Source organism: Pseudomonas sp. RC3H12, from assembly GCF_018596375.1.
In the GTDB taxonomy this organism is placed as follows: domain Bacteria; phylum Pseudomonadota; class Gammaproteobacteria; order Pseudomonadales; family Pseudomonadaceae; genus Aquipseudomonas.
The window spans coordinates 4,132,548-4,155,636 of the sequence record NZ_CP075595.1; the positions used below are offsets into that span (position 1 = coordinate 4,132,548).

20 protein-coding genes are annotated in these 23,089 nt (G+C 65.1%); 4 read left to right on the forward strand and 16 right to left on the reverse strand.

Annotated features, from left to right (window positions below; translation table 11 throughout):
• Window positions 1-139: 139 nt before the first annotated feature.
• From KHO27_RS18760 to KHO27_RS18805, 10 genes are all read right to left on the reverse strand, one after another.
• Window positions 140-730, reverse strand: a complete 591-nt coding sequence (locus tag KHO27_RS18760) for a phage tail protein (protein ID WP_102684140.1) — start codon at window positions 728-730, stop codon at window positions 140-142.
• 75 nt (window positions 731-805) lie between these two features.
• Entirely contained in the window at window positions 806-1,366 is a 561-nt protein-coding gene (locus KHO27_RS18765; protein ID WP_110703116.1) for a GNAT family N-acetyltransferase, read from the reverse strand.
• Between the two features lie 175 nt (window positions 1,367-1,541).
• Window positions 1,542-2,525, reverse strand: a complete 984-nt coding sequence (locus KHO27_RS18770; RefSeq protein WP_214500623.1) for a sulfotransferase family protein — start codon at window positions 2,523-2,525, stop codon at window positions 1,542-1,544.
• On the reverse strand, window positions 2,513-3,313 hold the full coding sequence (locus KHO27_RS18775) for an aspartyl/asparaginyl beta-hydroxylase domain-containing protein (RefSeq protein ID WP_110703122.1): 801 nt from the start codon (window positions 3,311-3,313) through the stop codon (window positions 2,513-2,515). Before KHO27_RS18775 ends, KHO27_RS18770 begins: the two co-directional genes overlap by 13 nt.
• Before the next feature lie 87 nt (window positions 3,314-3,400).
• A complete protein-coding gene (locus KHO27_RS18780) occupies window positions 3,401-5,497 on the reverse strand; it encodes a site-2 protease family protein (protein ID WP_110703125.1) in 2,097 nt (698 codons plus the stop codon).
• The gene (locus tag KHO27_RS18785; protein ID WP_214500624.1) at window positions 5,494-6,813 is read right to left on the reverse strand and encodes an efflux RND transporter periplasmic adaptor subunit; all 1,320 of its coding nucleotides are present in this window, start codon (window positions 6,811-6,813) and stop codon (window positions 5,494-5,496) included. The genes KHO27_RS18780 and KHO27_RS18785 overlap by 4 nt, the downstream gene beginning before the upstream one ends.
• Window positions 6,810-7,586 carry an efflux RND transporter periplasmic adaptor subunit gene (locus KHO27_RS18790; protein ID WP_214500625.1) on the reverse strand — a complete coding sequence of 259 codons (777 nt, stop codon included), beginning with the start codon at window positions 7,584-7,586 and terminating at the stop codon, window positions 6,810-6,812. Before KHO27_RS18790 ends, KHO27_RS18785 begins: the two co-directional genes overlap by 4 nt.
• A 173-nt stretch (window positions 7,587-7,759) precedes the next feature.
• Window positions 7,760-9,154 carry a GABA permease gene (gene gabP, locus KHO27_RS18795; protein ID WP_110703131.1) on the reverse strand — a complete coding sequence of 465 codons (1,395 nt, stop codon included), beginning with the start codon at window positions 9,152-9,154 and terminating at the stop codon, window positions 7,760-7,762.
• A 353-nt stretch (window positions 9,155-9,507) separates the two neighbouring features.
• The gene (locus KHO27_RS18800; protein WP_250888382.1) at window positions 9,508-10,581 is read right to left on the reverse strand and encodes a magnesium transporter CorA family protein; all 1,074 of its coding nucleotides are present in this window, start codon (window positions 10,579-10,581) and stop codon (window positions 9,508-9,510) included.
• Between the two features lie 12 nt (window positions 10,582-10,593).
• Window positions 10,594-12,180: a RimK family ATP-grasp domain-containing protein gene (locus KHO27_RS18805; RefSeq protein ID WP_250888383.1), complete on the reverse strand. Its 1,587-nt coding sequence runs from the start codon at window positions 12,178-12,180 to the stop codon at window positions 10,594-10,596.
• A gap of 92 nt (window positions 12,181-12,272) precedes the next feature.
• Here KHO27_RS18805 and KHO27_RS18810 point away from each other — a divergent pair, with 92 nt between their 5' ends.
• Together KHO27_RS18810 and KHO27_RS18815 are read left to right on the forward strand one after the other, a co-directional pair.
• Window positions 12,273-13,379, forward strand: a complete 1,107-nt coding sequence (locus KHO27_RS18810) for a peptidase C39 family protein (RefSeq protein WP_110703134.1) — start codon at window positions 12,273-12,275, stop codon at window positions 13,377-13,379.
• Between the two features lie 690 nt (window positions 13,380-14,069).
• Complete coding sequence (locus KHO27_RS18815) at window positions 14,070-14,963, forward strand: GNAT family N-acetyltransferase (RefSeq protein ID WP_110703137.1); 894 nt, start codon at window positions 14,070-14,072, stop codon at window positions 14,961-14,963.
• 53 nt (window positions 14,964-15,016) lie between these two features.
• On the opposite strand, the gene KHO27_RS18820 is transcribed toward KHO27_RS18815, so the two are convergent.
• From KHO27_RS18820 to KHO27_RS18835, 4 genes are all read right to left on the reverse strand, one after another.
• Window positions 15,017-16,027, reverse strand: coding sequence for a zinc-dependent alcohol dehydrogenase family protein (locus KHO27_RS18820; RefSeq protein WP_110703141.1), 1,011 nt, complete (start codon window positions 16,025-16,027; stop codon window positions 15,017-15,019).
• 122 nt (window positions 16,028-16,149) lie between these two features.
• Window positions 16,150-16,740: an HAD family hydrolase gene (locus KHO27_RS18825; RefSeq protein WP_214500626.1), complete on the reverse strand. Its 591-nt coding sequence runs from the start codon at window positions 16,738-16,740 to the stop codon at window positions 16,150-16,152.
• Window positions 16,737-17,606 carry an acyl-CoA thioesterase II gene (gene tesB, locus KHO27_RS18830; protein WP_110703148.1) on the reverse strand — a complete coding sequence of 290 codons (870 nt, stop codon included), beginning with the start codon at window positions 17,604-17,606 and terminating at the stop codon, window positions 16,737-16,739. Before tesB ends, KHO27_RS18825 begins: the two co-directional genes overlap by 4 nt.
• A 91-nt stretch (window positions 17,607-17,697) precedes the next feature.
• Window positions 17,698-18,267, reverse strand: a complete 570-nt coding sequence (locus KHO27_RS18835) for a GNAT family N-acetyltransferase (protein WP_214500627.1) — start codon at window positions 18,265-18,267, stop codon at window positions 17,698-17,700.
• Between the two features lie 138 nt (window positions 18,268-18,405).
• Between KHO27_RS18835 and KHO27_RS18840 the strand changes: the two genes are divergently transcribed.
• Window positions 18,406-19,323 carry a histone deacetylase family protein gene (locus tag KHO27_RS18840; RefSeq protein WP_110703156.1) on the forward strand — a complete coding sequence of 306 codons (918 nt, stop codon included), beginning with the start codon at window positions 18,406-18,408 and terminating at the stop codon, window positions 19,321-19,323.
• Window positions 19,324-19,471: 148 nt separating this feature from the next.
• Window positions 19,472-20,713, forward strand: coding sequence for a TIGR03862 family flavoprotein (locus KHO27_RS18845; protein WP_111533188.1), 1,242 nt, complete (start codon window positions 19,472-19,474; stop codon window positions 20,711-20,713).
• Window positions 20,714-20,747: 34 nt separating this feature from the next.
• On the opposite strand, the gene rhlE1 is transcribed toward KHO27_RS18845, so the two are convergent.
• Window positions 20,748-22,079, reverse strand: coding sequence for an RNA helicase RhlE1 (rhlE1, locus tag KHO27_RS18850; protein WP_102684159.1), 1,332 nt, complete (start codon window positions 22,077-22,079; stop codon window positions 20,748-20,750).
• Window positions 22,080-22,134: 55 nt separating this feature from the next.
• Window positions 22,135-23,055 carry a drug/metabolite exporter YedA gene (gene yedA / locus KHO27_RS18855; protein ID WP_102684160.1) on the reverse strand — a complete coding sequence of 307 codons (921 nt, stop codon included), beginning with the start codon at window positions 23,053-23,055 and terminating at the stop codon, window positions 22,135-22,137.
• Window positions 23,056-23,089: the final 34 nt, after the last annotated feature.

A 23,089-nucleotide genomic window follows, 5' to 3' on the forward strand; every position in this document is an offset into this window, starting at 1 on the left:
GGTGCCCTCGCTCAGCCCTGGAGCTGTTTGTGCCTGCCGTTCCTGCAGATGAGAACGGCCTGTCCTTGTCTGGTAATCCTGAACGGACGACGGGGCGCCGATGCGCGCCCCGCAGTCCTGCCTGCCTAGCCAACCGGTTTCAGTTGCGTGAGGGGAAGATCCCTTCGGTCGCGATGATGAAGTTGATGCCCAGGTAAGGGCTCTGGTTCGAGAACGGCTGGTTGCCTGCCGCGGTCACCCCTGTCGTGGCAGGGATGGTGAGGTTGAAGGGTTTGAGGGTGGTATTGCTGGCGGTAGAGGCGTAGATGTCGATCGACACCCCCGAACCGGACGAATCCTTTGGCTTGGCCAGCACGCCAGTGGTCGAGGGTGCAGGCAGGTCGGCGTCACCTTCTGCGGCAGGGATGGCAACCGATACGGTCTGCGCGGGGATGTTCACGGCCTGCGACGCCATGTTCAGCGATGTCAGCGTGGTAGTCGGCGTGCCGGCTGCCTCGCCCAGCACGACACTCGGCAAGCCTGGCCCCTGCCCCTGCTGGACAGGTGCGCGACCACGCAGGTCAGGCAAGGCGAATGTAGTCTGGCCATTGCCACCGTAGGTCGTACCCAGAATCGAGAACAACGCGGTGTTCTGGGCGATGCTTAGCAGCTGCCCTTGGCAAAACATCCAGCCCCGTGGCGCGAAGTTTCCCGCGAACAATGTGATCTGACCGATGAATGGCTCACTCATTTACTGCACTCCTTTGACAACGCGGCAAGGACGGGCCTCAAGGCCCGCAGGTAATCACGTTCGTGACAGGCACGCTCAGAGCTGCCGATCGGCGTGGGAAATCGTCTGGAGCTCCGGCCCCCTTGGATATCGGGGCTCACCGGTCGCATCAATCGCGGCAATGGACGCTGGCCGGCTCATTTTCAGCGACAAGCCGTTCTCGCCGACCACCCGGAACCCACAGCGCTGATAGAGCCGCAAGGCCGGGTTGTGGGCGGTCACATGCAGGCCGGCGCTGAGCCCCCGTTCATCGGCACGTGCCAGCCACTGGCCGAGCAGCCGGCTGCCGATGCCACGGCCGCGCCAGGCGGGCAGCAGGGCCATGTCGATGAATTGCACGTGGCTGTCGGTCCACTGCAGGCAGGCACGGCCGATGCGCTCGCCCGCCGTTTCGATGACAAAGAAGCCGGCGTCGGCGAACTGGGCCTGGTAGTAGTCGTGCTGGGCCTGGAACTGCTGGTCGAGGAAGGCATCGATAGCGGCCTGCGGCCACGGCAGCAGGGCCATTTCGGCGGCACGCGTGGTGCCATAGAGCTCGCGCAGGAACGCCCGGTCGGCGTCCACCATGGGACGGAGGTTCACCTCGGGGATGGACATCGGGTCTGGCTTCCCTGCGTAAGGTTACCCCATGGTGAGGGGCGCACATCCAAGTGAATTGTCCTACACGATCATTCGCAGCGTAGCCGAAGAACAAGGCATATAGCCACTACTCTAGCGTGGTCTTTGCAACTATTTTCTCAAACACCCGTTCGAGGTATTTTGACGCCGGTTTCTAGGCATTTCGCAACCGTATGGATTCCAAAGCGTTGTAAGGCTGCAGGGCCCAACGGGCGATCGCCGCGCGCACCTCGTCGCTGGCTTCGTCACGCTTGCGCTTGCCATCGGCGCTGAAGTTCAGGGCCGGCTGCTTGGCATCGAAGGCCGCGACCGCCTGCAAATCCGCTACTTCGCCTGGCAGGATGCCGAACAGTGGCCCCAGGCGCCCCCAGACAGCATCGGGCAACTCGCTGTAGTTCACCGCGATGGCACCTTCGCGTTCGCACAACGCTAGGCCAGCCGCAAGGATTTCGCCAATCATCCGGCAGGTGTATTGCACCGCGCCCATGCCCTGGGCCTCGGCCAGCACACTGTCGAGCCCAGAGGCACCAAGCAGGCCCGGTACCCGGTGCATGCCCGGCTGGCGCAATTGGGAAACCACGATCTCCAGCGGGTCACGGTAGAGGAATACCCGTGGCACCTGGGGATACAGCGCCGTCAGCAGTGGCGCGTCGAAGATGCTCCAGGCGTCGAGCTTGATCAACAGGTGGCGCTCGTCGCCCCGACGACGCTGACCGTAGGCCGAGCACAGCGCCCGCAATGCATCGGCCTGCCAGGCGGCGGCGGCCGGGTCCTGGCGCGCGGCACGCAACAGGTTGTCCAACGGCGGCGGCTCCGACAGCACGATGTTGCGGGCCTGACTGGCGAGCAATTGGGCGATCAGCGTCGAGCCACAGCGCGAGGCATGGAACACCAGCACCGAGGGCGCCAGGCCGGGGCTGTGCAGTTGCCAGTCGAGCAAAGCCTGGACATCGGTGTCGCGGCGCATGGCCTGGTTGAAGGGCAAGCGCAGTGCCTGGTCGACGTCGTCGCGGAAAAACGGCCGGGCCAGGCGCCTCTCGCCGAACCAGCACCAGTCCACCCGCCATCCGGCGTCGCCTTGCCAGAGGCGGATGGGCAACCAGCCGTGAAAATCCATCGGGGTATTCACACTCGCCATTGATCGCTCCATGCCTGCTTGCCCCGGCGCATGGCACCCAGGACCTCTGCCTCGGAAAACGCCAGCCCTAGCTCGGCACCAAGGCGCACCGCCTCGACCACGAAGGCCCGGGGATCCTCCACCGCCTGTAGTTGCGCGGCCAATGCCGGCGCCTCACTCACCTGCTGGCGAAACCGTTCGAATGCCTGCCCAGCCCTCCCGGGCTGCAGTGCCGGCGTCTGCGCCAGGCCTTCATCGATCAGCGCCAGTAGCCAAGGGTCGGCCGCGCAGTCGAGTACCAGGTGGATGCGCTCACCGGGCCCGGGGTTGTTGACCCGGTGGGGGCGCGACAGGTCGATGAACCAGCACTCGCCTGGGCGCATCGGCACTTGCAGGCCATCCACAAGAAACTCCACGCCCGGAGGGCTCAGCAGCGGTATGTGCAATCGCAGGCAGCCGCCTGGGCGCCCGAGGTCAGGGTCACGGTGCTCGTGAATCCTCGCCCCCGCCCCCAGGCGTAACAGCCGGGCGGCGCGCAGCGATGCCTGAAAGGGCGCAAGGGCTTGCTGCCAGGCCGGCTCGCCTTGCCACCAGGCCAGGTTTATCGGCGCGCCTGTACCTGGGGCCAGCGGCAATGGCGCGTCCTCGGCGGTGACCAGCGCCACACCGCTCCAGTCGCCTTCGTGGTAGCCCCGGTTGAAATGCGCCTGCCAGGCTTCGCTGTCCAAGCGTGTCAGGGCCTGCAGCAACGCGGGCAGGTTGCTGGTCAAGGTGAGGCGGGAACACAGTGGCAGAGCGGTCTCGGTCATGCGGGCTCCTTGCGTTGGCATTGTCTTGAACGGTGTTCCTGGCGATGGATCGCGTAATTACGACGGGAGCCTGGCGGGAAAGGCCGCCTAAAACCCACTCTCACGAACCCCCAACGCCGCCAAACGTCGCCAGGCGGCCCCCAGCAACGACTCGCGCGCGCCCTCCAGCACCACCACCCCACGCAACGGCTGCGCCACATCGGGCACTTCGCCCAGCGGGCTCAGGCGCACGCCGTACTGGGCCTGCACCGGTTCCGCACGCTGCTGGCCATCCCGCCGCACCGCTACCGGGCCATGGCGGTCGGAGGCCAGCGCTTCGAGCTCCAGCACAGCCACGCCAGTGGCATCCACCTGCTCCACACGCACCGGCAATGCCGGGCGCGCCGGGTCATCGGCGATAAAGCGCCCTTCGCTGCCAGCCGCCACCCGCCACAGGTCGGCCTCAGCCAGGTAGCCGCGCAAACGTAGCCCCGGCTCGACCACTCGCCCCAAGGTCAGTGCCGGGCTGACCCATTGCCCCGGCGCCAGGCCGGTCGGCAGGTCGCGCAGCACTCCGTCGCGGGGCGCGCGCAGTTGCAGGCGCTCACGCTGGGCGGCCAGGCCGCGGTACTCGGCCACGGCTTCGGCCAGTTGCTGCTCGAGCACGCCGGCGTCCGCCGCCGTCTCGCTGCGCCCGGCCTGGCGGCGCAACAGCAGCTGCAGGATGTCGATCTCGCGGCGCACGATGGACTGGCGCGACGTCAGGTCGGGCGACTCCAGTTCCACCAGCAGCTCGCCCTGGCGAACCTCTTGCCCTTCGACCACCGGCAAGCTTTTCACCCGTGCCGCCACCGGTGCATGCAGGGCGCTGACGCGGGATGCCTCGAGCATCGCCGGCACGTCCACCGCGCCACGCCAGGGCAGCACCAGCACGGCCAGCAGCAAACCCAGCCCGCCCGCCACCCGCAGCGTCTTGCCCGGCGCCGCCTGGCCACGGTGCAGCCACCATTGCCGCAACTCCTTGTACACCGGCAAACCGATGAACCAGGCCAGCTCCACCAGCATCAGGAAGATGCCCAGCACCTTGAAGAACAGGTGATACACCGCCAGGGCGATACCGAAGAACAACACCGCGCGCCACAGCCAGGCGCCATAGCCCCACACCAGCAAACGGCGGCGCATGGTCGGCGACCAGGCTTCCGGGGCCGGCTCGCCATAGCCGAACAGCGCCTCGCGCAATCGCCAGCGACACAGGGCAAAGGCGCGGTTCTGCAGGTTCTCGACCCGCCACAAGTCACTGATCAGGAAGTAGCCATCAAAACGCATGAAGGGGTTGAGATTGACCAGCAAGGTGGTGATCCAGGTGGCGCTGGCCAGCATGAACGCTGCCGTGCGCGCCGGGCCGTCAGGCAGCAGCGACCAGGCCAGCAGCGCCAGCACCGCCAGCAGCAGCTCGGCGAAGACCCCACCGGCATCGATCAGCAACCGCGCACGGCGGTCGCTGACGCGCCAGGCATCGCTGACATCGGTGTAGAACATCGGCAACAGCACCATGAACGCCAAGCCCATGCTCTGCACCCGGCACCCGGCGCGCTTGGCCATGAAGGCGTGGCCGAACTCATGGCAGAGCTTGGCGAACCCCAGCGCCACGCCAAAGGCGAGGATGCCGCCGAGGCTGAACAGGTGCGGGAACGTGGCAATGAAGCGCGACCAATCGCGGATCACCAGGAACACACCCAACGCCAGCACCAACGGCAGGGCGTAGCGCAAGATCCAGCCTCCATGGCGTTCGAGCACCGGCCATGCGCGGTTGAGGAAGGCATCCGGGCGCCACAGCGGAATCCTGAAGAACAGGTACTGGTGCAGCACACGGGTCCACAGGCTCTGCCGGGTGGCGGCGGCCTTGGTCGCATAGCTTTCGCGCTGGCGGGCATCTTCGGCGCCGATCAGGTCGTGCTGCCCGAGAAACAGCAACAGTTCTTCCAATGCCTGCTCGTCGACTGCCAGGCCAGGCTCGGCGTTGGCGGCCGCCAACACGCGCTGCGGGTCGCCCAGGCGCCAGTGCTGCAACAGCCGCACGGCGCCACCACCTAGCTTGAAGTAACGCCCGCGCAGCGGGTCAGCCAGGGTCCACTGCGGCGCGCCGTCATGCCCGGCCGCCGCCGGCGACAGCTGCAGGTCGGCGCGCAACGCCGGCAGGGTCACAGCCCCAGCCCCTGACGCAACGCAGCCAGCGGGCGACGCAGCAGGTAATAGACCAGCGGGGCGCGCTCGCCGTACACCTTGGCGGTACCACGCAAGCCGATGCGCGGTGGTGCCTCGTCGAAACCGGCGTCCAGCCGGTAGGCCAGTTGCCCGGCGGCGGTGGCCTGTGCCTCATAGGCCGCGCGCTCCAAGCGGGCGCCATGGCGATGCAGCGGGTCGCTGTCGAGGAACAACGCCACTTCGGCGCCAGGCTGCAAGGCGATTGCATCGCCCACCGGCAGCTCCAGGCGCAGTTCGGCCTGCTGCGGATCGGCCAGTTGCATCAGGCGCTCGCCGGTCTGCACGGGCTTGCCGGTCCAGCGCTCGGCGTCGGCGAACACCGCGATTCCCGCACGCTCGGCGCGAATTTCGCTGCGGCCGAGGAGCTGGCGGGCGTAGTCGAGTTCGGCGCGTTTCTGTTCCACGCGGGCGGCCAGCAGGTCGAGGCGGGCATTGGATTCGGCATCGCTGAAGGCGCGCTGGGTACTCGCCTTGAGCTCGGCCTCGGCGACCCCGAGGGCGCGCTCCGCGACATCGACCTGGGCCTTGAGGGTGGTGGCGTCGAAGCGTACCAGCAGGTCACCGACGGCGACCGTCTGGTTGGGCTTGACCAGGAACTCGGCGATCACTCCGTCCAGCGGCGCGGCAACCACCCGCCCTGCCCGCGGCACGACCTCGGCCGGGGCCAGCACCGACTGGCGCACCGGCACCAGCAGCACCAGCAATGACAACCCCAAGGCCGCCAGCAGGCGCCGCCGTGGCCAACGCAATCGCCAGGGTTTGGCCGGGCCCAAAGCCAGCCAGGCATGGGCGTAAGTCTCCCCCAACTCATTGAGCAGGGCTTGCTCGGCGGGGTTGAACGCCTGGTCGCGGGCCAGCCACAGCCCGCCGAACGCTTTGCCCTGGCGATCGAGCAAGGGCAGCCAAAATGCGTGGGCGGCGGATAACGAGCGCCAGTCTGCCTGGGCCTGGGTGTCCAGCAGCGTCGGATCCACGGCCCCGGCCTGGGCCGCGACGCCGGCAGCCTGGAGCGTGTGAGCGGCGCGTTCGACAAACGCCACGAACGGCGCATGGGCCTCGACCACACTGATGCCGGTCAGTGCCCGAACCTTGCCGGCGATCAGCAGGGCGGCATGGCGAAAACCGAACAGTGCCAGGCCATCGTTGACCATGTTGTAGGCCAATTGCTCGGGACCAGCCGCCTGGCGGGCCTGGCGCTGCAGGCCGAGAAACAGCGCGAAGGCATGCTCGGCCACACCCGTGGCGGCGGCCGTCATGGTTGTGCGGCGAAGTGGGCGGTGCCGCTCATGCCGGCCAGCAGCCCCTGGCTGTCACGGGGCAGTTCGCCGATCAGCAGCAACGTCTGGCTGCCCTCGTCGATCCGTGCGCCGACGCGCTTGACCTGTGCCTGCAGCGGCTTGCCGGTTTCATCGGGAACGAACTCGAACGGCTGGCCTTGCTTGAGCTGCCCCAGCCAACGCGAGGGCACCAGCAGGTGGATCTCCAGCGAGCGGTTGTCCACCACCTCAAGCAGCGGTGACCCACTGGCGACGCTTTCATGGGGCTGGGCCCGGCGCTCAACCACCCGGCCATCGAACGGCGCGCTGACCACGCAGCGCCGGACCTGTACCTGGTACACCTGGGCCTCGGCCTGGGCCTGGGCCTGCTTGGCCTCGGCCAACGACACCTCGAACTGGCCGACCGACTTCAGCGCGGCCAGTTGGCGGTTGTGGTTGAGTTCCTCGCGGGCAGCGCGCACGGCGGCCTGGGCGGCGTTGAGCTGGGCCTGGTAGGCGCTGCAATCGAAGCGCGCCAGGGTGCTGCCCTGCTTGAAGTCCTGGCCATCGGCATAGGGCATCTCGACGATGCGCCCGGCCAGCTCACTGGACAGCACGGCCTGGTCACGGGCACGCAGCACACCACGGGGATTCTGCCGGGCGCTGGACGCAGCGGGGGTATCGAGCAAGGGGTCGGCGGGTGGGTCGCCGGCCTGCGCCAGCGGCAGGTGCAACAGACCCAGGGTCAAAGCCAGACGGAAACCGCGAAGCATGTTGCGCACTCCCTTGCGAGCTGATGGCCGGAGTGTAAGACAAAAAATGATGGCACGGATATATCACGCCAATGAAGATTCGGGGCTTTGCCAAAACCCGCAAATCCTCCGGGAAACGTCATGGCAACGCGTAGGCTCGGGCTTGCCACGTTGCGGGCAAGCCCGGTTTCACCTCAACCCGCAGAGCCTGCTGCTGCGGCCCCCCGCGCATGCCCCCGGGTGGTGATGATGCCGAGGAACGAGATCACGATCGCCAGGCTCAAGGTGGCGGTGACCTCGGCGCGGTGTTCCTCGGTGAACATCATCACGGCCAGTGCGCCGCCGATGAACAGGATCACCGCCCAGGTCAGCCAGGGAAACAGCCACATGCGGAACTTGAGGCTGGCGCTTTCGCGCTCCAGCCGTGCACGCATGCGCAACTGCGAAATGGCGATCACCAGGTACACCAGCAAGGCAATGGCGCCGGAGCTGGCCAGCAGGAACTCGAACACGCCCTTGGGCGCGAAGTAGTTGAGGATGGCGATCGCCGCGCCGATCAGGGTGCTGCCGAACACCGCCGCACGCGGCACACCGACCCGTGAAGTGTTCTTCAGCAGCGCTGGCGCATCGCCGCGCCTGGCCAGCGAGTACATCATCCGCGAGGCAATGTAGATCGACGAGTTCATGCAGCTGGTCACCGCCACCAGCACCACAAAGTCGACCATCAGCGCGGCGTTGGGGATGTTCATGATCTCCAGCGCACGTTGGTAGGAGCCCACCACTGCCAGCTGCGGGTCGTTCCACGGCACTACCGAGATGATCACGAAGATCGACAGGATATAGAAAGTACTGATACGCCATATCACCGAGCGGGTAGCCTTGGCGATGTTGCGCGCCGGATCGCTGGACTCGGAGGCAGCGATGGTCACCGCCTCGGTGCCGATGAAACTGAACATCACGGTGATGAAGGCACCCACCACCGCCGACCAGCCCTTGGGGGCGAAGCCGCCATGCTCGTCGACCAGCGTGCTCAACCCGCTGACCTCGCGCTCCGGCAACCAGCCTGCCAGTGCGGCAAAACCCAGGCCGATGAAGCCGAGAATCGCGGTGACCTTGAGAATGGCGAACCAGAACTCGAACTCGCCGTACTTGGCCACGCTGAACAGGTTGGTGCAGGCCAGCAACAGCACCGAGGCCAGGGCGAAGATCCAGCTGTCTACCTGGGGGAACCAGGCGTTGAGCACATGCCCCGCGGCCAGCGCCTCGATGGGGATCACCAGCACCCAGAACCACCAGTACAGCCAGCCGATGGTGTAACCGGCCCAACGGCCGATGGCCTGGTCGGCATAGGTGGAGAACGAGCCAGTGTCGGGGTGAGCCACGGCCATTTCGCCGAGCATGCGCATGACCAGCACCACCAGGGTGCCGGCCACGAAATAGGAAAGAATGGTGGCGGGCCCGGCAGCCGCGATAGCATGCCCGGAGCCGACGAAAAGTCCCGCGCCGATGATGCCAGCGATGGACAGCATCGTTACGTGACGTGGCTTGAAACCTTGAGCAAGGTTGCCATCAGTTCCCACGGTGTTCATTGGTCTTGTTCTCTTTTTACTGACACAAGGAAGGGACGGGCAGGCGTAGGCGAAACGGTCTCCTCGGCTAAGGGCGGAGTACGTTGCGCACGCTCTGTGACGGCCTTCTCATGCGCCCGGGGCAACGCACCATGGGGATGCGGGCTTCACTTTAAGCTGGGCGCGGCGCGAGCAAAATGCTCGAAAACGTCAGACAACTGTTCGATCACGACACCGCGTGCCCGTGCACGTCAGTCAAGCCCCCGGACATGCCTGTTTGCGTCAGTCGCGGTCACGCAGGTAGTCCCAGTAGAAGTTCACCACCGCGAACACCACGATCACCGTGACGATCATCAGGCCGATCTGCAGATTGCTCATGGCGTTCTCCCGTTCATGGCGTTGCATGCATCAGGTATGGCGTGGGAGCGGACTTGCCCCGCGATTGCGATTACAGGGAAAACCTCTTTGCCTGGGCTGACGCTATCGCGGGACAAGCCCGCTCCCATAGGACCGCGGTGTCTGCCCGAACGGGCCAGGCGCTTGAGCGCCAGCACCATGAGCACGCCCAGCAACATCATCGCCAGCACCAGCACGGCATAGGCCAGCCACCAGGGCACGCCTGCCGTCATCATGCTGAACTCGGACATGCCGCCAATGCTGGCGATCAGGTTCAGTGGCAGGAACACCACGTTGATCAGGGTGAGCTTGCGCAGGGTCTCGTTCATCGCGTTGTTGGCCAGGTTGCCGCGGGCGTCCATCAAGCCGGCGAACACCGTCGAGTAGATTTCGGCCTGCTTGTGGCACTGGTTGTTCTCGATGACCAGATCGTCGATCAGGGCCAGCACCTCGGGGTTGAAATGGCGCTTCTCGCCATGGGCGCGCAAGCGCGAGAGCACCGCGCCATTGCTGTGGATGGCGTTGATGTAGTGGATCAGGCTCTCGCTGAGGTTGAACATCTGCATCAGGTGATGGTTCTCCAGCGACTGCTCGAAGCGCTGCTGCAGTTCGCGGGCGACCATCTTGATCACCTTCAGGTGCCCCAGGTAGTGATGCAGGTTGTCCAGCAGGATGGCCAGCAGCACATCCATCGGCTCGTGCAGCGCATGGCGCTGCCCCAGGCCGTCGAGCAGAGAGGCGTCCGGGGCGATCAGCACCAGGTGGCCATCGACCATCAGCATGCCGAACGAGGACACCTGGAAGGCGAAGCTGTCGCCCCCGGTGTAGCTCTCCGGGCGTTTCCAGATCAGGAACAGGCCATCGCGGTGCAGTTCGATGCGTGACACCTCGTCCGGGTCGAGTGCCGAAGCCAGGGCATGGGCATCCAGGTGGAACCAAGCCTGCAACAGCTCTCGCTCAGCACTGTCCGGCTCTACGAACAGCAGCACCTCGCAATCGAGTCCTTCGCGCTTGCGCAACTGGCCATGGGCCAGGCTATAGCTTTCGATCATGCCAGCACCTCGTTACCAGGCTTGCCCCCGGCGCTTCTGCTCCAGGCGGCGGATGAACTCCTCAAGCACCAGGGTGTAGAGGTCGTCATGCAGGTAGGCGTCTTCGATGCCTGCGTCGAGGTTGGGGTTGTCGTTGACCTCTATTACCACCACCCGCTCGCCGACCTGTTTGAGGTCGACGCCGTACAGACCATCGCCGATCAGGTTGGCGGCCTTGACCGCCAGCTCCACCACCGCCCGCGGCGCCTCGTGCACGGCCAGGGTGCGGCACTCGCCGTTGACCTCGTCGCGCTGGGCCTGATGGTTGAAGATCTGCCAGTGGCCCTTGGACATGAAGTACTGGCAGGCAAAAATCGGTTTGCGGTTGAGCACACCGATACGCCAGTCGTACTCGGTGTAGAGGTATTCCTGGGCAAGCAGCAGTACCGAATGCTCGAACAGGTCGGCGGTGGCGGCCTGGAGTTCGCCGGGGTCCTTGACCTTGATCACGCCCCGGGAGAAACAGCCGTCGGGGATCTTCAGCACCAGCGGAAAGCCCAACCGCTCGCCGATGCCTTCCAGGGCCTGAGGGTTGTCGCGGTAGAGGATCTCGCTGGCCGGCATGGCCAGGCGATGGCTGCGCAGCAGGTCAGTCAGGTACACCTTGTTGGTGCAGCGCAGGATCGATGCCGGGTCGTCCATTACCACCAGCCCTTCGCTCTCGGCCTTCTTGGCGAAGCGGTAGGTGTGGTTGTCGACGCTGGTGGTCTCGCGGATCAGCAACGCGTCGTACTCGGCCAGGCGGGCGTAGTCCTTCTTGCCGATCAGCTCGACATCGACCCCCAACTGGCGCCCGGCGCGGATGAAGTGTTCCAGTGCCTTGGGGTTGGAAGGCGGCAGCGCTTCGTCAGGGTCGTGGAGGATCGCCAGGTCGTATCGCGCCACCCGGCGCGAGCGTGGCTGGCGCCAGATCCTGCGGCTGAAGCCATCGAGGGCGTTGGCGAACGGGTCCTGCTGGTCTTCACGCAACTTGTGCAGCGCACCGGCCTTGACCCCGGCGATATGCCAGGTGCTGGTCTTGCGGAACTCCACCAGCAGGATCGGGCACGGAAAACTTTCGAACAGCTGGCGGGCGATGTCCTGCAGCGGTTCCAGATCGGTACGGCCGAAATACAGGGTCAGGGTGAACCCTTCGGTTTCTCCATAGGGGTGATTGGCCAAGGCACTCTCGAGGCTGCGCGCCATGTCGTCGAGGGCCAATCCGTATAACGACTTACGGGTCAACTCACTGATACTTCTGACCGAGGGAATGACTTTATGCCCTCGCGCCTCGGCCAACAACGAACAATAATAACCGTGACCTAGATACTTGTAATTACGACATAGGTTTATTACCTGGACACGCTTGCCGTTATCGGCCTCGCGTGGCTCCTCCAGGTACTCCTGGGCCGTCAAGACGTCCTCGCTGGGCAGGTACGAAGCCCAGTCCTCACGCCGTTCAACGATGATCACCAGCTGACTTGACTTATTATCCAGCGTCAGTGGATAAATAACACCAGCTGTACTTGAGTGTGAACTTTCCCCGGGCCAGCCAGGTAAAGGTTCCTGAAACGAAGACATGATTGAAGCCCTGTGTTGGGTAGACACGGTTTCTATTAAGCACGAAGTTTTTCGAATGTCCCGTTTCATTACGCAACTTTTACGGCGGCCCTATGCACATCGAATTTCGCCTGGCAACTGTTGACGACCTGCCGGCCCTGCTGGCGCTGGAGAACCAGTGCTTCGCCATCGACCGACTGACCCCGCGCAGCTTTCGCTGGATGCTGTCCCACGCCAACGCCAGCCTGCTGGTGGCGCAACGCGACGGACAACTGATGGGTTATGCACTGTTACTCTTCCACCGTGGCACCTCGCTGGCCCGGCTGTATTCCATCGCCATTGCCGAACAGGCGCGTGGCCATGGCCTTGGCGCCCGCTTGCTGGAACAGGCCGAACACTGCGCCCTGGAGCACGAACGCGCCTACCTGCGTCTTGAGGTACGCACCGACAATCCCAAGGCCATTGCCCTGTACGAACGCCATGGCTACCGCCGCTTCGCCCAGGTCGACGACTACTACGAGGACCACACCAGCGCCCTGCGCTACGAAAAGCGCATCCTCCAGCACCCGGCGGGCGAGACGCGACCGGTTCCCTACTACGCCCAGACCACCGATTTCACCTGCGGCCCGGCCTGCCTGCTGATGGCCATGGCCGCGCTGCGATCGCAGCGCCCGCCAAGCCGCCGCGAGGAACTGCGCCTGTGGCGCGAGGCAACCACCGTGTTCATGACCTCCGGCCACGGCGGCTGCAGCCCCCACGGGCTGGCGCTGGCCGCATGGCGTCGGGGCTTTCGCGTGCGCCTGCTGCTCAATACCGAAGGGCCGCTGTTTCTCGATGGCGTGCGCCAGCCCGGCAAGAAGGAGGTCATGCGCCTGGTTCATGAGGACTTCTGCGCAGAATTGCAGGACAGCGACGTGGAGGTCGCCCGGCAGGCCCCCGACCTGCCCCGGGTACTGGCCGAAGGCGGCCTGGCGCTGGTGCTGATCAGCAACTACCGGCTGACCGGTAGCAAGGCGCCGCATTGGGTGCTGGTCACCGCCTGCGACGACGACTTCGTCTACCTGCACGACCCCGACACCGACCACGCTCGTCACCGGCAGGCCCTGGACTGCCAGCACCTGCCGGTCAGCTACCAGGAGTTCCAGCGCATGAGCCTGTTCGGTGGACGCAAGTTGCGGGCGGCGGTGGTGGTGTTTGAACGGGAGGTACGTAGGGCGTAAAGCCATCCGCATTCGATGCGTTTACCTCAACCAAACCCAGTGAGGAGGTGGTCCGGGCAACTGTCATTTTTAGCAGTTTCACGGGCCTTTACGCACTGATAGTTTGGCTGTCATCAGCTTGAGCACGACAGATCGCGATCATCCGGGTTTTCCACTACAAATGGTACTCACCATGACAAACACCTTGCTGGCCACAGACCGCCTGCAAAGCCCGCTCTTGATGCGGCAAGCGGAAAAGCCCACCGGCAGCTTCTGGATATCCAACGAGTATTGTTACCGCCATATTTAACAGCGTACTGATAGTCCTAGGGGTCCATGAAACCGTTGACACCATCAGCGCCCCCAACCGAGCAACTGGATCACAGGATACTGTTGATGGCATTGAAATGGGTGATGCAGGTCGTGAGCTTCTCTCGATTAACGCCGGGCAACAGCGTTTCAATACACCACTTGCCAAGTCGAAAAACAAGGTAAGACATCTGCAAAACGAAATTGCAGAACTTAGACAACGAGTCAAACATTTAGAAAGAGGAAACCGAAACTCTAACCAACAATAATACAACCAGTCTGCCTACGCATTGCCTGCCTTGCAAGCTTGAATACGCGGCATACTCAAGCACAATTAATTACAACGCTCGTTCAGAACAATAGCTAATATCGTGTACTTCACCCAAAATTTCAGAGAAAGCCATGACAGTTTCCCTGAGCGAGCCCACCCACAAACTGGTTGAACACTACCGAGACGACCCGCTTCTACGCGCCGAACTAAACGCCCTCACCCGCCAGACCTATGGCTTCGACTTCGAAGCCTGGTACCAGGCCGGCTTCTGGCAAGCCGACAACCAGCCGTGCTCACTGGTTCGCGACGGAAAGATGCTGGCCAACGCCTCGGCCAACCTGCTCGACTTCACCCTCGGTGGCCAACATCTGCACTGCGTTCAGATCGGCACGGTGATAACTGCGCCCGAAGCACGAGGCCGTGGCTACAGCCGGTATCTGATGGAAGTGCTGGTGGAGCGCTGGGCAGGCCAATGCGACCTGCTGTACCTGTTCGCCAACAGCACCGTACTCGATCTCTATCCCAGGTTCGGTTTTCGCCGAGTGGTCGAACACGAGTACTACCAGCCCTGGTCGGCGCAGCCACGAGCCACTACCTTCCACCCGGTGAATCTGGATGATGGCGAACAACGTCAACGCTTCATCGATGCGCTGGAAAAGAGTTGTCCACAGGCGCGACTGAGCCTGGTGCCGAATGTGCCGCTGACGATGTTCTATTGCGATGGACCATACCGGGAGGCGGTGTTCCATTCCGCAGAGCACGAGGCCTATGTGGTGATCGAACATGATGGCGAGCGGATGGTGCTGGTGGACGTGTTCTGCGAACGCGAACTGGTGCTGGCCGATGTGCTGGCTGAACTGGTCACGGCAACGACCCGGGAGGTGGTGCTGGGGTTTGCGCCGCTACATGGCGATGGCTTCGCGACCCGAGTTGTGGATAGCGATGATGCGCTGTTCGTCTGGGGCGCGACATCCACCAGTGTCGATGGGCAGACGCTGATGTTTCCATTGCTGTCCCATACCTGACTGGGTCCCCCGCCAAACAGCGCACCGTCTCCTCACAGGGCTTGCACAGACCTTCACCAGGTCAGGCAGATCTTGCCGAAATGCCGGTTGCTCTCCTGGTACCGGAACGCCTCGACCATCTGCTCCAGTTCGAAATGCTTGTCCACCACCGGCCGCAGGCCGTTGGCGTCGATGGCGCGGACCATCGCCTGCTGCTGGGCGCGGCTGCCCACCAGCACGCCCTGCAGGCGGATCTGCCGCACCAGCGCCTGCACCAACGGCAACTGCCCGGCCACGCCGGTGAGGATGCCAATCAACGACACGTGGCCACCGATGCGCGCAGCGATCATCGACTGCTCCAGGGTGGCCGGGCCGCCGACTTCGATCACATGGTCCACGCCACGGCCGCCGGTGAGTTCACGGACCTTTTCGCCCCATGCTGGCGTGGCCTTGTAGTTGATCAGGTGATCCGCGCCCAGTGCCTTGAGGCGTTCGAGCTTGGCGTCGCTGGACGAGGTGGCGATCACCGTGGCGCCGGCCAGCTTGGCGAACTGCAGGGCAAAGATCGACACGCCACCGGTGCCCTGCACCAGCACGCTGTCACCGGGCTTGAGGTGGTCGTCGCTCATCAACGCGCGCCAGGCGGTGAGGCCGGCAGTGGTCAGCGTCGCCGACTCGGCATGACTGTAGCCTTTGGGCGCAAGGGTGAAGGAGGTGGCCCGGGCGGTCACCTGTTCGCGGGCGTAGCCGTCGATGCCATCCCCCGGCACGCTGGCGAAGCCCTCGACCTGGGCTTGGCCGTCGAGCCAGTCGGGGAAGAACGTACTGACCACGGCATCGCCAACCTGGAACTCACTGACCCCGGCCCCAACTGCGATCACGTCACCGGCGCCGTCGGCCATCGGGATGCGCCGCTCGCTCGGCCCCCACATGCCACTGACCACGGCGAAGTCGTGGTAGTTGAGGGAGCTGGCGTGCAGGCGCACGGTGATCTCACCGGCCTTGGGCGCGGCGGTTTCGCAGGTGCCGACCTGGACCTTGTCGTAGCCGCCGCCGGGCAGGACGTAGAGGGCCTTGGTGCTCATGGGATGGTTCTCCATCGTGGGAAAAGGTGCAGTGCAGCTTAGACAGGTCTGGATGATCGCGGGGCAAGCCCGCTCCCACGATGGTAGGCACGTGGGAGCGGGCTTGCCCCGCGACAGGGCCGTCAGCGGAGCAACGCCCTCAACGCCCGGCAATCGGCCGCGTGCCAGTCAGCCAGCTGCGGCCAGGGATTGTCCGGCAAGTTGACCAGCACGGTGCGGGTGCCCGCGGCCCGGCCGCAGTCGAGGTCGAAGCGGTAGTCACCGACCATCACCATTTCACCGGGGCTCACACCCCAGGCCCGGGCGATCTGCAACAACCCGTCCGGGCTGGGCTTGGGGGCCGCCTCGTCGCGACCGAGGATATGTTCGACCGGGAAGCAGTCAGCCAGGCCGATGGCCTCGAGGGTCACGTGGGCAAGCTCGCGGGCATTGCGCGTGAGAATGGCCAGCCGGCAATCGCGTCGGGCCAGTTCGCGCACCAGCTCCACGGCGCCGTCGGCGGCCTTGGAGGCGATTGCCAGGTCGCGCTCATGCTCCAGCAGCCAGGCATGCTTGGCTGCCGCCTCCGCTGCCGGCAAGGCTGCCAGGTGGGTGAGTATGTCGTGCTCGGACGGGATTTCGAGCGCTTCGCGGATGGCCGCGAAGTCATGCACGGCAACCGTCAAGGTGCCGTCCATGTCGAACACCCAGTGGCGAATGTCGCCCAGGCTCATGCCCAGTCCTTGCGATGGCGGATCAGGCCTTCCTGGGTCGACGAGGCCACCAGTTGCCCGGCGCGGTTGAAGATGCTGCCCCGGCAGAAGCCACGGGCATTGCCGGCCCAGGGGCTGTCGGTGGCGTATAGCAGCCAGTCGTCGGCGCGCAGGTCACGGTGGAACCATAGCGAGTGGTCGAGGCTGGCGATCTGCATGTCCTTCTGCCACACCGACTTGCCATGGGGCAGCAAGGATGTGGTGAGCAGGCCGAAGTCCGAGGCGTACGCCAGCAGGTACTTGTGCAGCGCCGGAATATCCGGGAGGTTGCCATCGGCACGGAACCAGGCGTACTTGACCGGGTCGCCGGGCTTGGGATTGAACGGGTCGCGCTCGGTGACCGGACGGATCTCGATGGGCTTGGCGCACAGCACCTTCTCGCGGATGCGCTCGGGAAGCTTGTCAGCCATGGCGCTGGCCAGCTCGACCTCGCTGGGCAGGTTCTCCGGGCCGACCACATCGGGCATCGATGCCTGGTGCTCGAAGCCTTCTTCGTCGTACTGGAACGAGGCGCTGCAGGTGAAGATCGGCTGGCCCTTCTGGATCGCCGTGACCCGCCGGGTGCTGAAACTGCCGCCGTCACGGACACGATCCACTGAGTAGACCACCGGCATGCTGGCATCACCCGGGCGCAGGAAGTAGCCATGCAGCGAATGCACATGGCGCGCATCCTCGACCGTCTGGCTGGCCGCCGACAACGACTGACCGAGCACCTGGCCACCGTACAGTTGGCGGAAGCCCAGGTCCTGGCTGCGTCCGCGGAACAGGTTCTCCTCGATGGACTCGAGGCTCAGCAAGTCGACCAGATCGTCGAGTACGTGGCTCATGGGGTTCTCCTGGCAAGGCAATACGGCGCGTTTATGCCGGCGAATGATACAGGGTTTTGCCGTTGGTCCCGTCGTACGAATGGCGAGCTATTCAGCCGCGCAGGTTCTGTTGCCAACGGGCGCGGTCGATGCGGTACAGCACATGAGGGCGCAGCGGATCGTTCGGCGGCAGGCGCGGGTGCTCGAAGCTGCCCTCGAGGTCCTGAACCATGCCGATGGCTTGCATCACCTTCTGCGACGGCAGATTGCCCTCGGTGGTGAACGACACCACCTCTTCCAGATGCAACTGGGCGAAGGCACAGCGCAGGCAAGCCCAGGCCGCCTCGCTGGCGAAACCCAGCCCCCAGTGCCGGCGGGCCAGGCGCCAGCCGATCTCCACCGCCGGGGCGAAGGGCGCGTCGAAGTTGACGTTGAGCAGCCCGGTCATGCCGATGAAAGCACCGCTGTCCTTGCGCTCCAATGCCCACAGGCCGAAGCCGTACTCGTTGAAATGACCGCGCACGCGGCCGATCAGTGCGGCGGCCTCGACCCGGGTCATCGGTGCGGGGAAGTAACGCATCACCTGTGGGTCGGCGCACAAGGCGGCGAACTCGCGCAGGTCGTCGTCCTGCCATTGGCGCAGCATCAGGCGCGGGCTTTCCAGTTCGAGGATGGGGGTCATCGGCGCGGCTCCGAAATCACGGTCTGGCAGTGTACAGCGTAGGACTTGTTGCCAGCGTCCAGAAGCCCCTTTTCAATGGGCGAGCATGATCACCGCAAAACAGGCAAGATCGACACTTGCCCTCAACCTGAAACTGACATGCCTCTTCTGCCGCTGATCTACCACGACGACTACAGCCCCGAGTTCCCGCCGGACCATCGCTTCCCGATGGACAAGTTCCGCCTGCTGCGCGATCACCTGGTAGACAGCGGCCTGACTACCGACGCCGCCCTGCTGCGCCCTGAAATCTGCCCCAACGACATCCTCGCCCTGGCCCATGACCGTGCCTATATCGAGCGCTACATGAACGGCGAACTGTCCCGGGAGGACCAGCGCCGCCTGGGCCTGCCCTGGAGCGAAGCCTTGGCCAGGCGCACCGTGCGCGCCGTGGGCGGTTCGCTGTTGGCCGCCGAGCAAGCGCTGCAACATGGCATCGCCTGCCACTTGGCCGGCGGCACCCATCACGCCCACTACGACCACCCGGCCGGCTTCTGCATCTTCAACGACCTGGCGGTGATCAGCCGCTACCTGCTGGAGGCCGGACGCGTACACCGGGTGCTGATATTCGACTGCGATGTGCACCAGGGCGACGGCACCGCGCGCATTCTCCACGACACGCCGGAGGCGATCACCGTGTCGCTGCACTGCGAGCAGAACTTCCCCGCGCGCAAGGCCCAGAGCGACTGGGACATCCCCCTGCCCCGCGGCATGCATGACAGTGCCTACCTCAAGGTGGTCGAGGATGCGCTGAACTACCTGCTGCCGTTGTACCAGCCAGACCTTGTGCTGTATGACGCTGGCGTCGATGTGCACAAGGACGACGCCCTGGGCTACCTGCAACTGACCGACGCAGGCCTCGCTGCCCGCGACGAGCATGTGCTGCGCCAGTGCCTGGGCCGCGACATCCCGGTGGTAGGGGTGATCGGTGGCGGCTACAGCAAGGACCGCCAAGCCCTGGCACGGCGCCATGGCATCCTCCACCACAGCGCGGCGCGGGTGCTCGGTTGTTCACAATGACTGTGGAACCGCCTGTGGATAACCTGCGAGAAAGGTGCTCCAGCCCTTTAACCGCCTGAGCTGCAAAGAGCTGATCATTTTTTGAGCAGTGTCGTGACAAGTCCGCTGAGGTAGAATATGCGGCCTTTTCCACAGCCCGTCGCCCGCCATGAACGATCCTCGCCCTGCCTCTCGCCCCCTTGTCGCCGTGATCGGTGGCGGCCCCGCCGGCCTGATGGCCGCCGAGACCCTGGCACGACGCGGGATGGCGGTGGAAGTCTTCGACGCGATGCCGTCGGTGGGGCGCAAGTTCCTGTTGGCCGGTGTCGGCGGCATGAACATCACCCATTCCGAGCCCTACCCGGCCTTCGTCGGCCGCTACGGTAAACGCCACGGCGAGATCGACACGCTGCTGCGCGACTTCGACGCCGATGCCCTGCGTCAGTGGATTCACGGCCTGGGCATCGAAACCTTCGTCGGCACCTCGGGCCGCGTATTTCCCCGCGACATGAAGGCCGCGCCGCTGCTGCGGGCCTGGCTCAAGCGCCTGCGCGAGGCCGGGGTGGTTATCCACACCCGCCACCGTTGGCTGGGCTGGACCGACGCTGGTGCCTTGCGGATCAGTTATCCACAGGGCGAACGACAAGTGCAGGCAGACGCCGTGGTACTGGCGCTGGGTGGCGGTAGTTGGGCGCGCCTGGGTTCGGACGGCGCCTGGGTGCCGCTGCTGACTGAACGAGGTGTGGATATCTCCACACTGCAGGCAAGCAACTGCGGCTTCGAAGTCGCAGGCTGGAGCACGCTGCTCAAAGACAAGTTCGCCGGTGACCCGCTGAAGAACATTGCCTTGAGCGTCCCTGGCGCCACGCCGCGAAAGGGCGAGTTCATCCTCACCGCCCAGGGAGTGGAAGGCAGCCTGGTGTATGCCTGGTCGGCGGCGCTGCGCGAGGCGATCAACCGCGACGGTCGGGCGACCCTGCTGCTGGACCTGCTGCCGGACCGGCCTGTGGACAAGATTGCCCAGGCCCTGGCCAGGCCGCGTGGATCGCGCTCGATGGCCAAGCATCTGCACGGTCAGCTGGGCATCGACGGGGTGAAAGCGGCGTTGCTGCGCGAACTGACCGACCAGGCGACCTTTGCCGACCCCGCGTGCCTGGCAGCGGCGATCAAGGCGCTGCCGATCGTGCTGGTGCGGACCCGGCCGCTGGACGAGGCGATCAGCAGTGCCGGCGGGGTGCGGTTCGAAGGGTTGGACGACGGACTGATGGTGCGCAACCTGCCCGGGGTGTTCTGCGCGGGGGAGATGCTGGATTGGGAAGCGCCGACGGGTGGGTACCTGCTAACGGCGTGCTTCGCTAGTGGGTTGCGGGCGGGAAATGCGGCAGCTGATTGGCTGACGCGCCTGACCTGAAGAATGCCGGGGCTGCTAGGCAGCCCCGAGGATCTCAAGGCTTGGGCTTGCGCGGCTTGCCACCGAACGCCGGTACCTTGCGCACCGCCTTGACCGCCGGCGCAGCAGCCCCCGCTCCCTCGCTGTCCATCCAGCGCCCCAGGCCTCGCTTGGCGCTGTTCTCCTTCGGCTTCTTGGGCTTCTTCGGTTTCTTCAGCACCTGGCCACTGGCATCGGTCACCGGCACCCGGTGATCGGGGATGAAATCCGGCTCCTCGTGCCGTGGCAACACCTGGCGGATCAGGGTCTCGATCGCGGCCAGCAATTGCACCTCGTCGGCACACACCAGCGAAATCGCCTCGCCCTTGTTCCCTGCGCGGCCGGTACGGCCGATGCGGTGCACGTAGTCTTCGGCGACGATTGGCAGGTCGAGGTTGACCACCAGCGGCAAGTCGTCGATGTCCAGGCCGCGAGCGGCCACATCGGTGGCCACCAATACCTGGATCTCACGGGCCTTGAAGCTGTCCAGGGCGCGCTGGCGAGTGGCCTGCGGACGGTCGCCGTGGATGCCATCGGCATTCACCCCCTCGGCCAACAGGCGCTCGACCAGTTGATCGACACCGTTGCGAGTCTTGGCGAATACCAGCACCTGCTTCCAGCGCTGCTTGCGCATCAGGTGGATGAACAGGTCGGCCTTGCGCTTTTTATCCACAGGCACCAGCCACTGCTTGACCGTGCTCGCGGCGGCGTTGCGCGGGCTCACTTCGATGCTCAGCGGATCGTTCAGCGCCAGGCCCGCGAGCAGACGGATCTGCTCGGAGAAGGTGGCGGAGAACAGCAGCGTCTGGCGCTTGCGCGGCAACGCCGCGTACACCGACTGCAGTTCTTCGGCAAAACCCAGGTCGAGCATGCGGTCGGCTTCGTCGAGCACCAGGGTCTGCACCTGGTTGAACTTCACCGCGTTTTGGCGGAAGAGGTCGAGCAAGCGGCCTGGGGTCGCCACCAACAGGTCGACACCACGACGCAGGCGCATCATCTGCGGGTTGATGCTGACCCCGCCATACACCGCGTAGGTGCTCAGCGGCAGGTTCTCGGCGTACTCGCGCACGTTGTTGTGCACCTGCTCGGCCAGCTCGCGGGTCGGCACCAGCACCAGCGCACGGATCGAGTTGCTGGCGACCTTCTCCCCTTCCAGGGCCAGGCGCTGCAGCACCGGCAGGGCGAAGCCGGCGGTCTTGCCGGTGCCGGTCTGGGCGGCGGCCATCAGGTCGCGACCGGCGAGCACGGCGGGGATGGCCTTGGCCTGGACCGGGGTGGGCGTGGTGTAGTCCAGCGTCTGCAAGGTGCGCAGCAGCGGTTCGATCAGGCCGAGTTGGGCGAAATTCATGGCAATACCGTCAGGGGGTTCAGCGAAGGCGGCAAGTTTACCGCAACGCCCTGCCCTACTTGCACATTTCGCCTTTCAGCGGCACCGGCTGCTGCGGCGCCTTGCGCCATTGCGGCAGGCCAATCAGCACCACCGCGCCAATGATCACCGCCATGGCCACGCACTCCTCGGCGCCGATCTGCTCGCCGGCGAAAACGATCCCCAACAGCACCGCCACCGCCGGGTTGACGTAGGCGTAGCTGGTGGCCGCTGCCGGGCGCACGTGCTTGAGCAGATACATGTAGGAACTGAACGCCAGGATCGAGCCGAAGAACACCAGATAGGCCAGCGCCCCCCAACCAGCGGCCGTGGGCATCTGGGTCAGCCGCTCGCCGCTCACGGCGCTGCCGATCAGCAAGGCGGCGCCGCCCACGAGCATTTCCGCGGCACTGGCCATGGCGCCCTGGGGTAGCGGCAGGCTCTTGCTCCACACCGAGCCGAAGGCCCAGGCCGCCGCGGCGAAAAGGATCAGCGCCGCGCCCATGGGGCTGGCCTGCAGGTTCGAGCCCAGGTTGAGCATGCCGATGCCGACGAGTCCAAGGGCGATCCCCGCCCATTCCAGGCGCGAGTTGCGATGGCCGAAGAACAGCCCGAACACCAGGGTGAACAGCGGCACCGTGGCTACCGCCAGCGCCGCCACGCCCGAGGCGACCCCGGCATGCTCGGCCAGGGTCACACCACCGTTGCCGCAACTGAGCAGGAGAAAGCCGATGGCGCCGGCCGCGCGCCACTGCGGCCAGGTCGGCGCTGGCGCGCCGCGCCAGCGCAGGAAGCCATACAGCAGGCTGCCGGCAATCACGAAACGCACGCCGGCCATCAGCATCGGCGGCCAGGACTCCACGCCGATACGAATGAACAGGTAGGTCGAGCCCCACACCAGGTACAAGGCAAGGAAGGCTCCGATGAGCAACAGCGGGAAGCGGCGGGCGGTGGACATGGCAGGGCTCGAAATCCGTTTACGGGTGGATTAG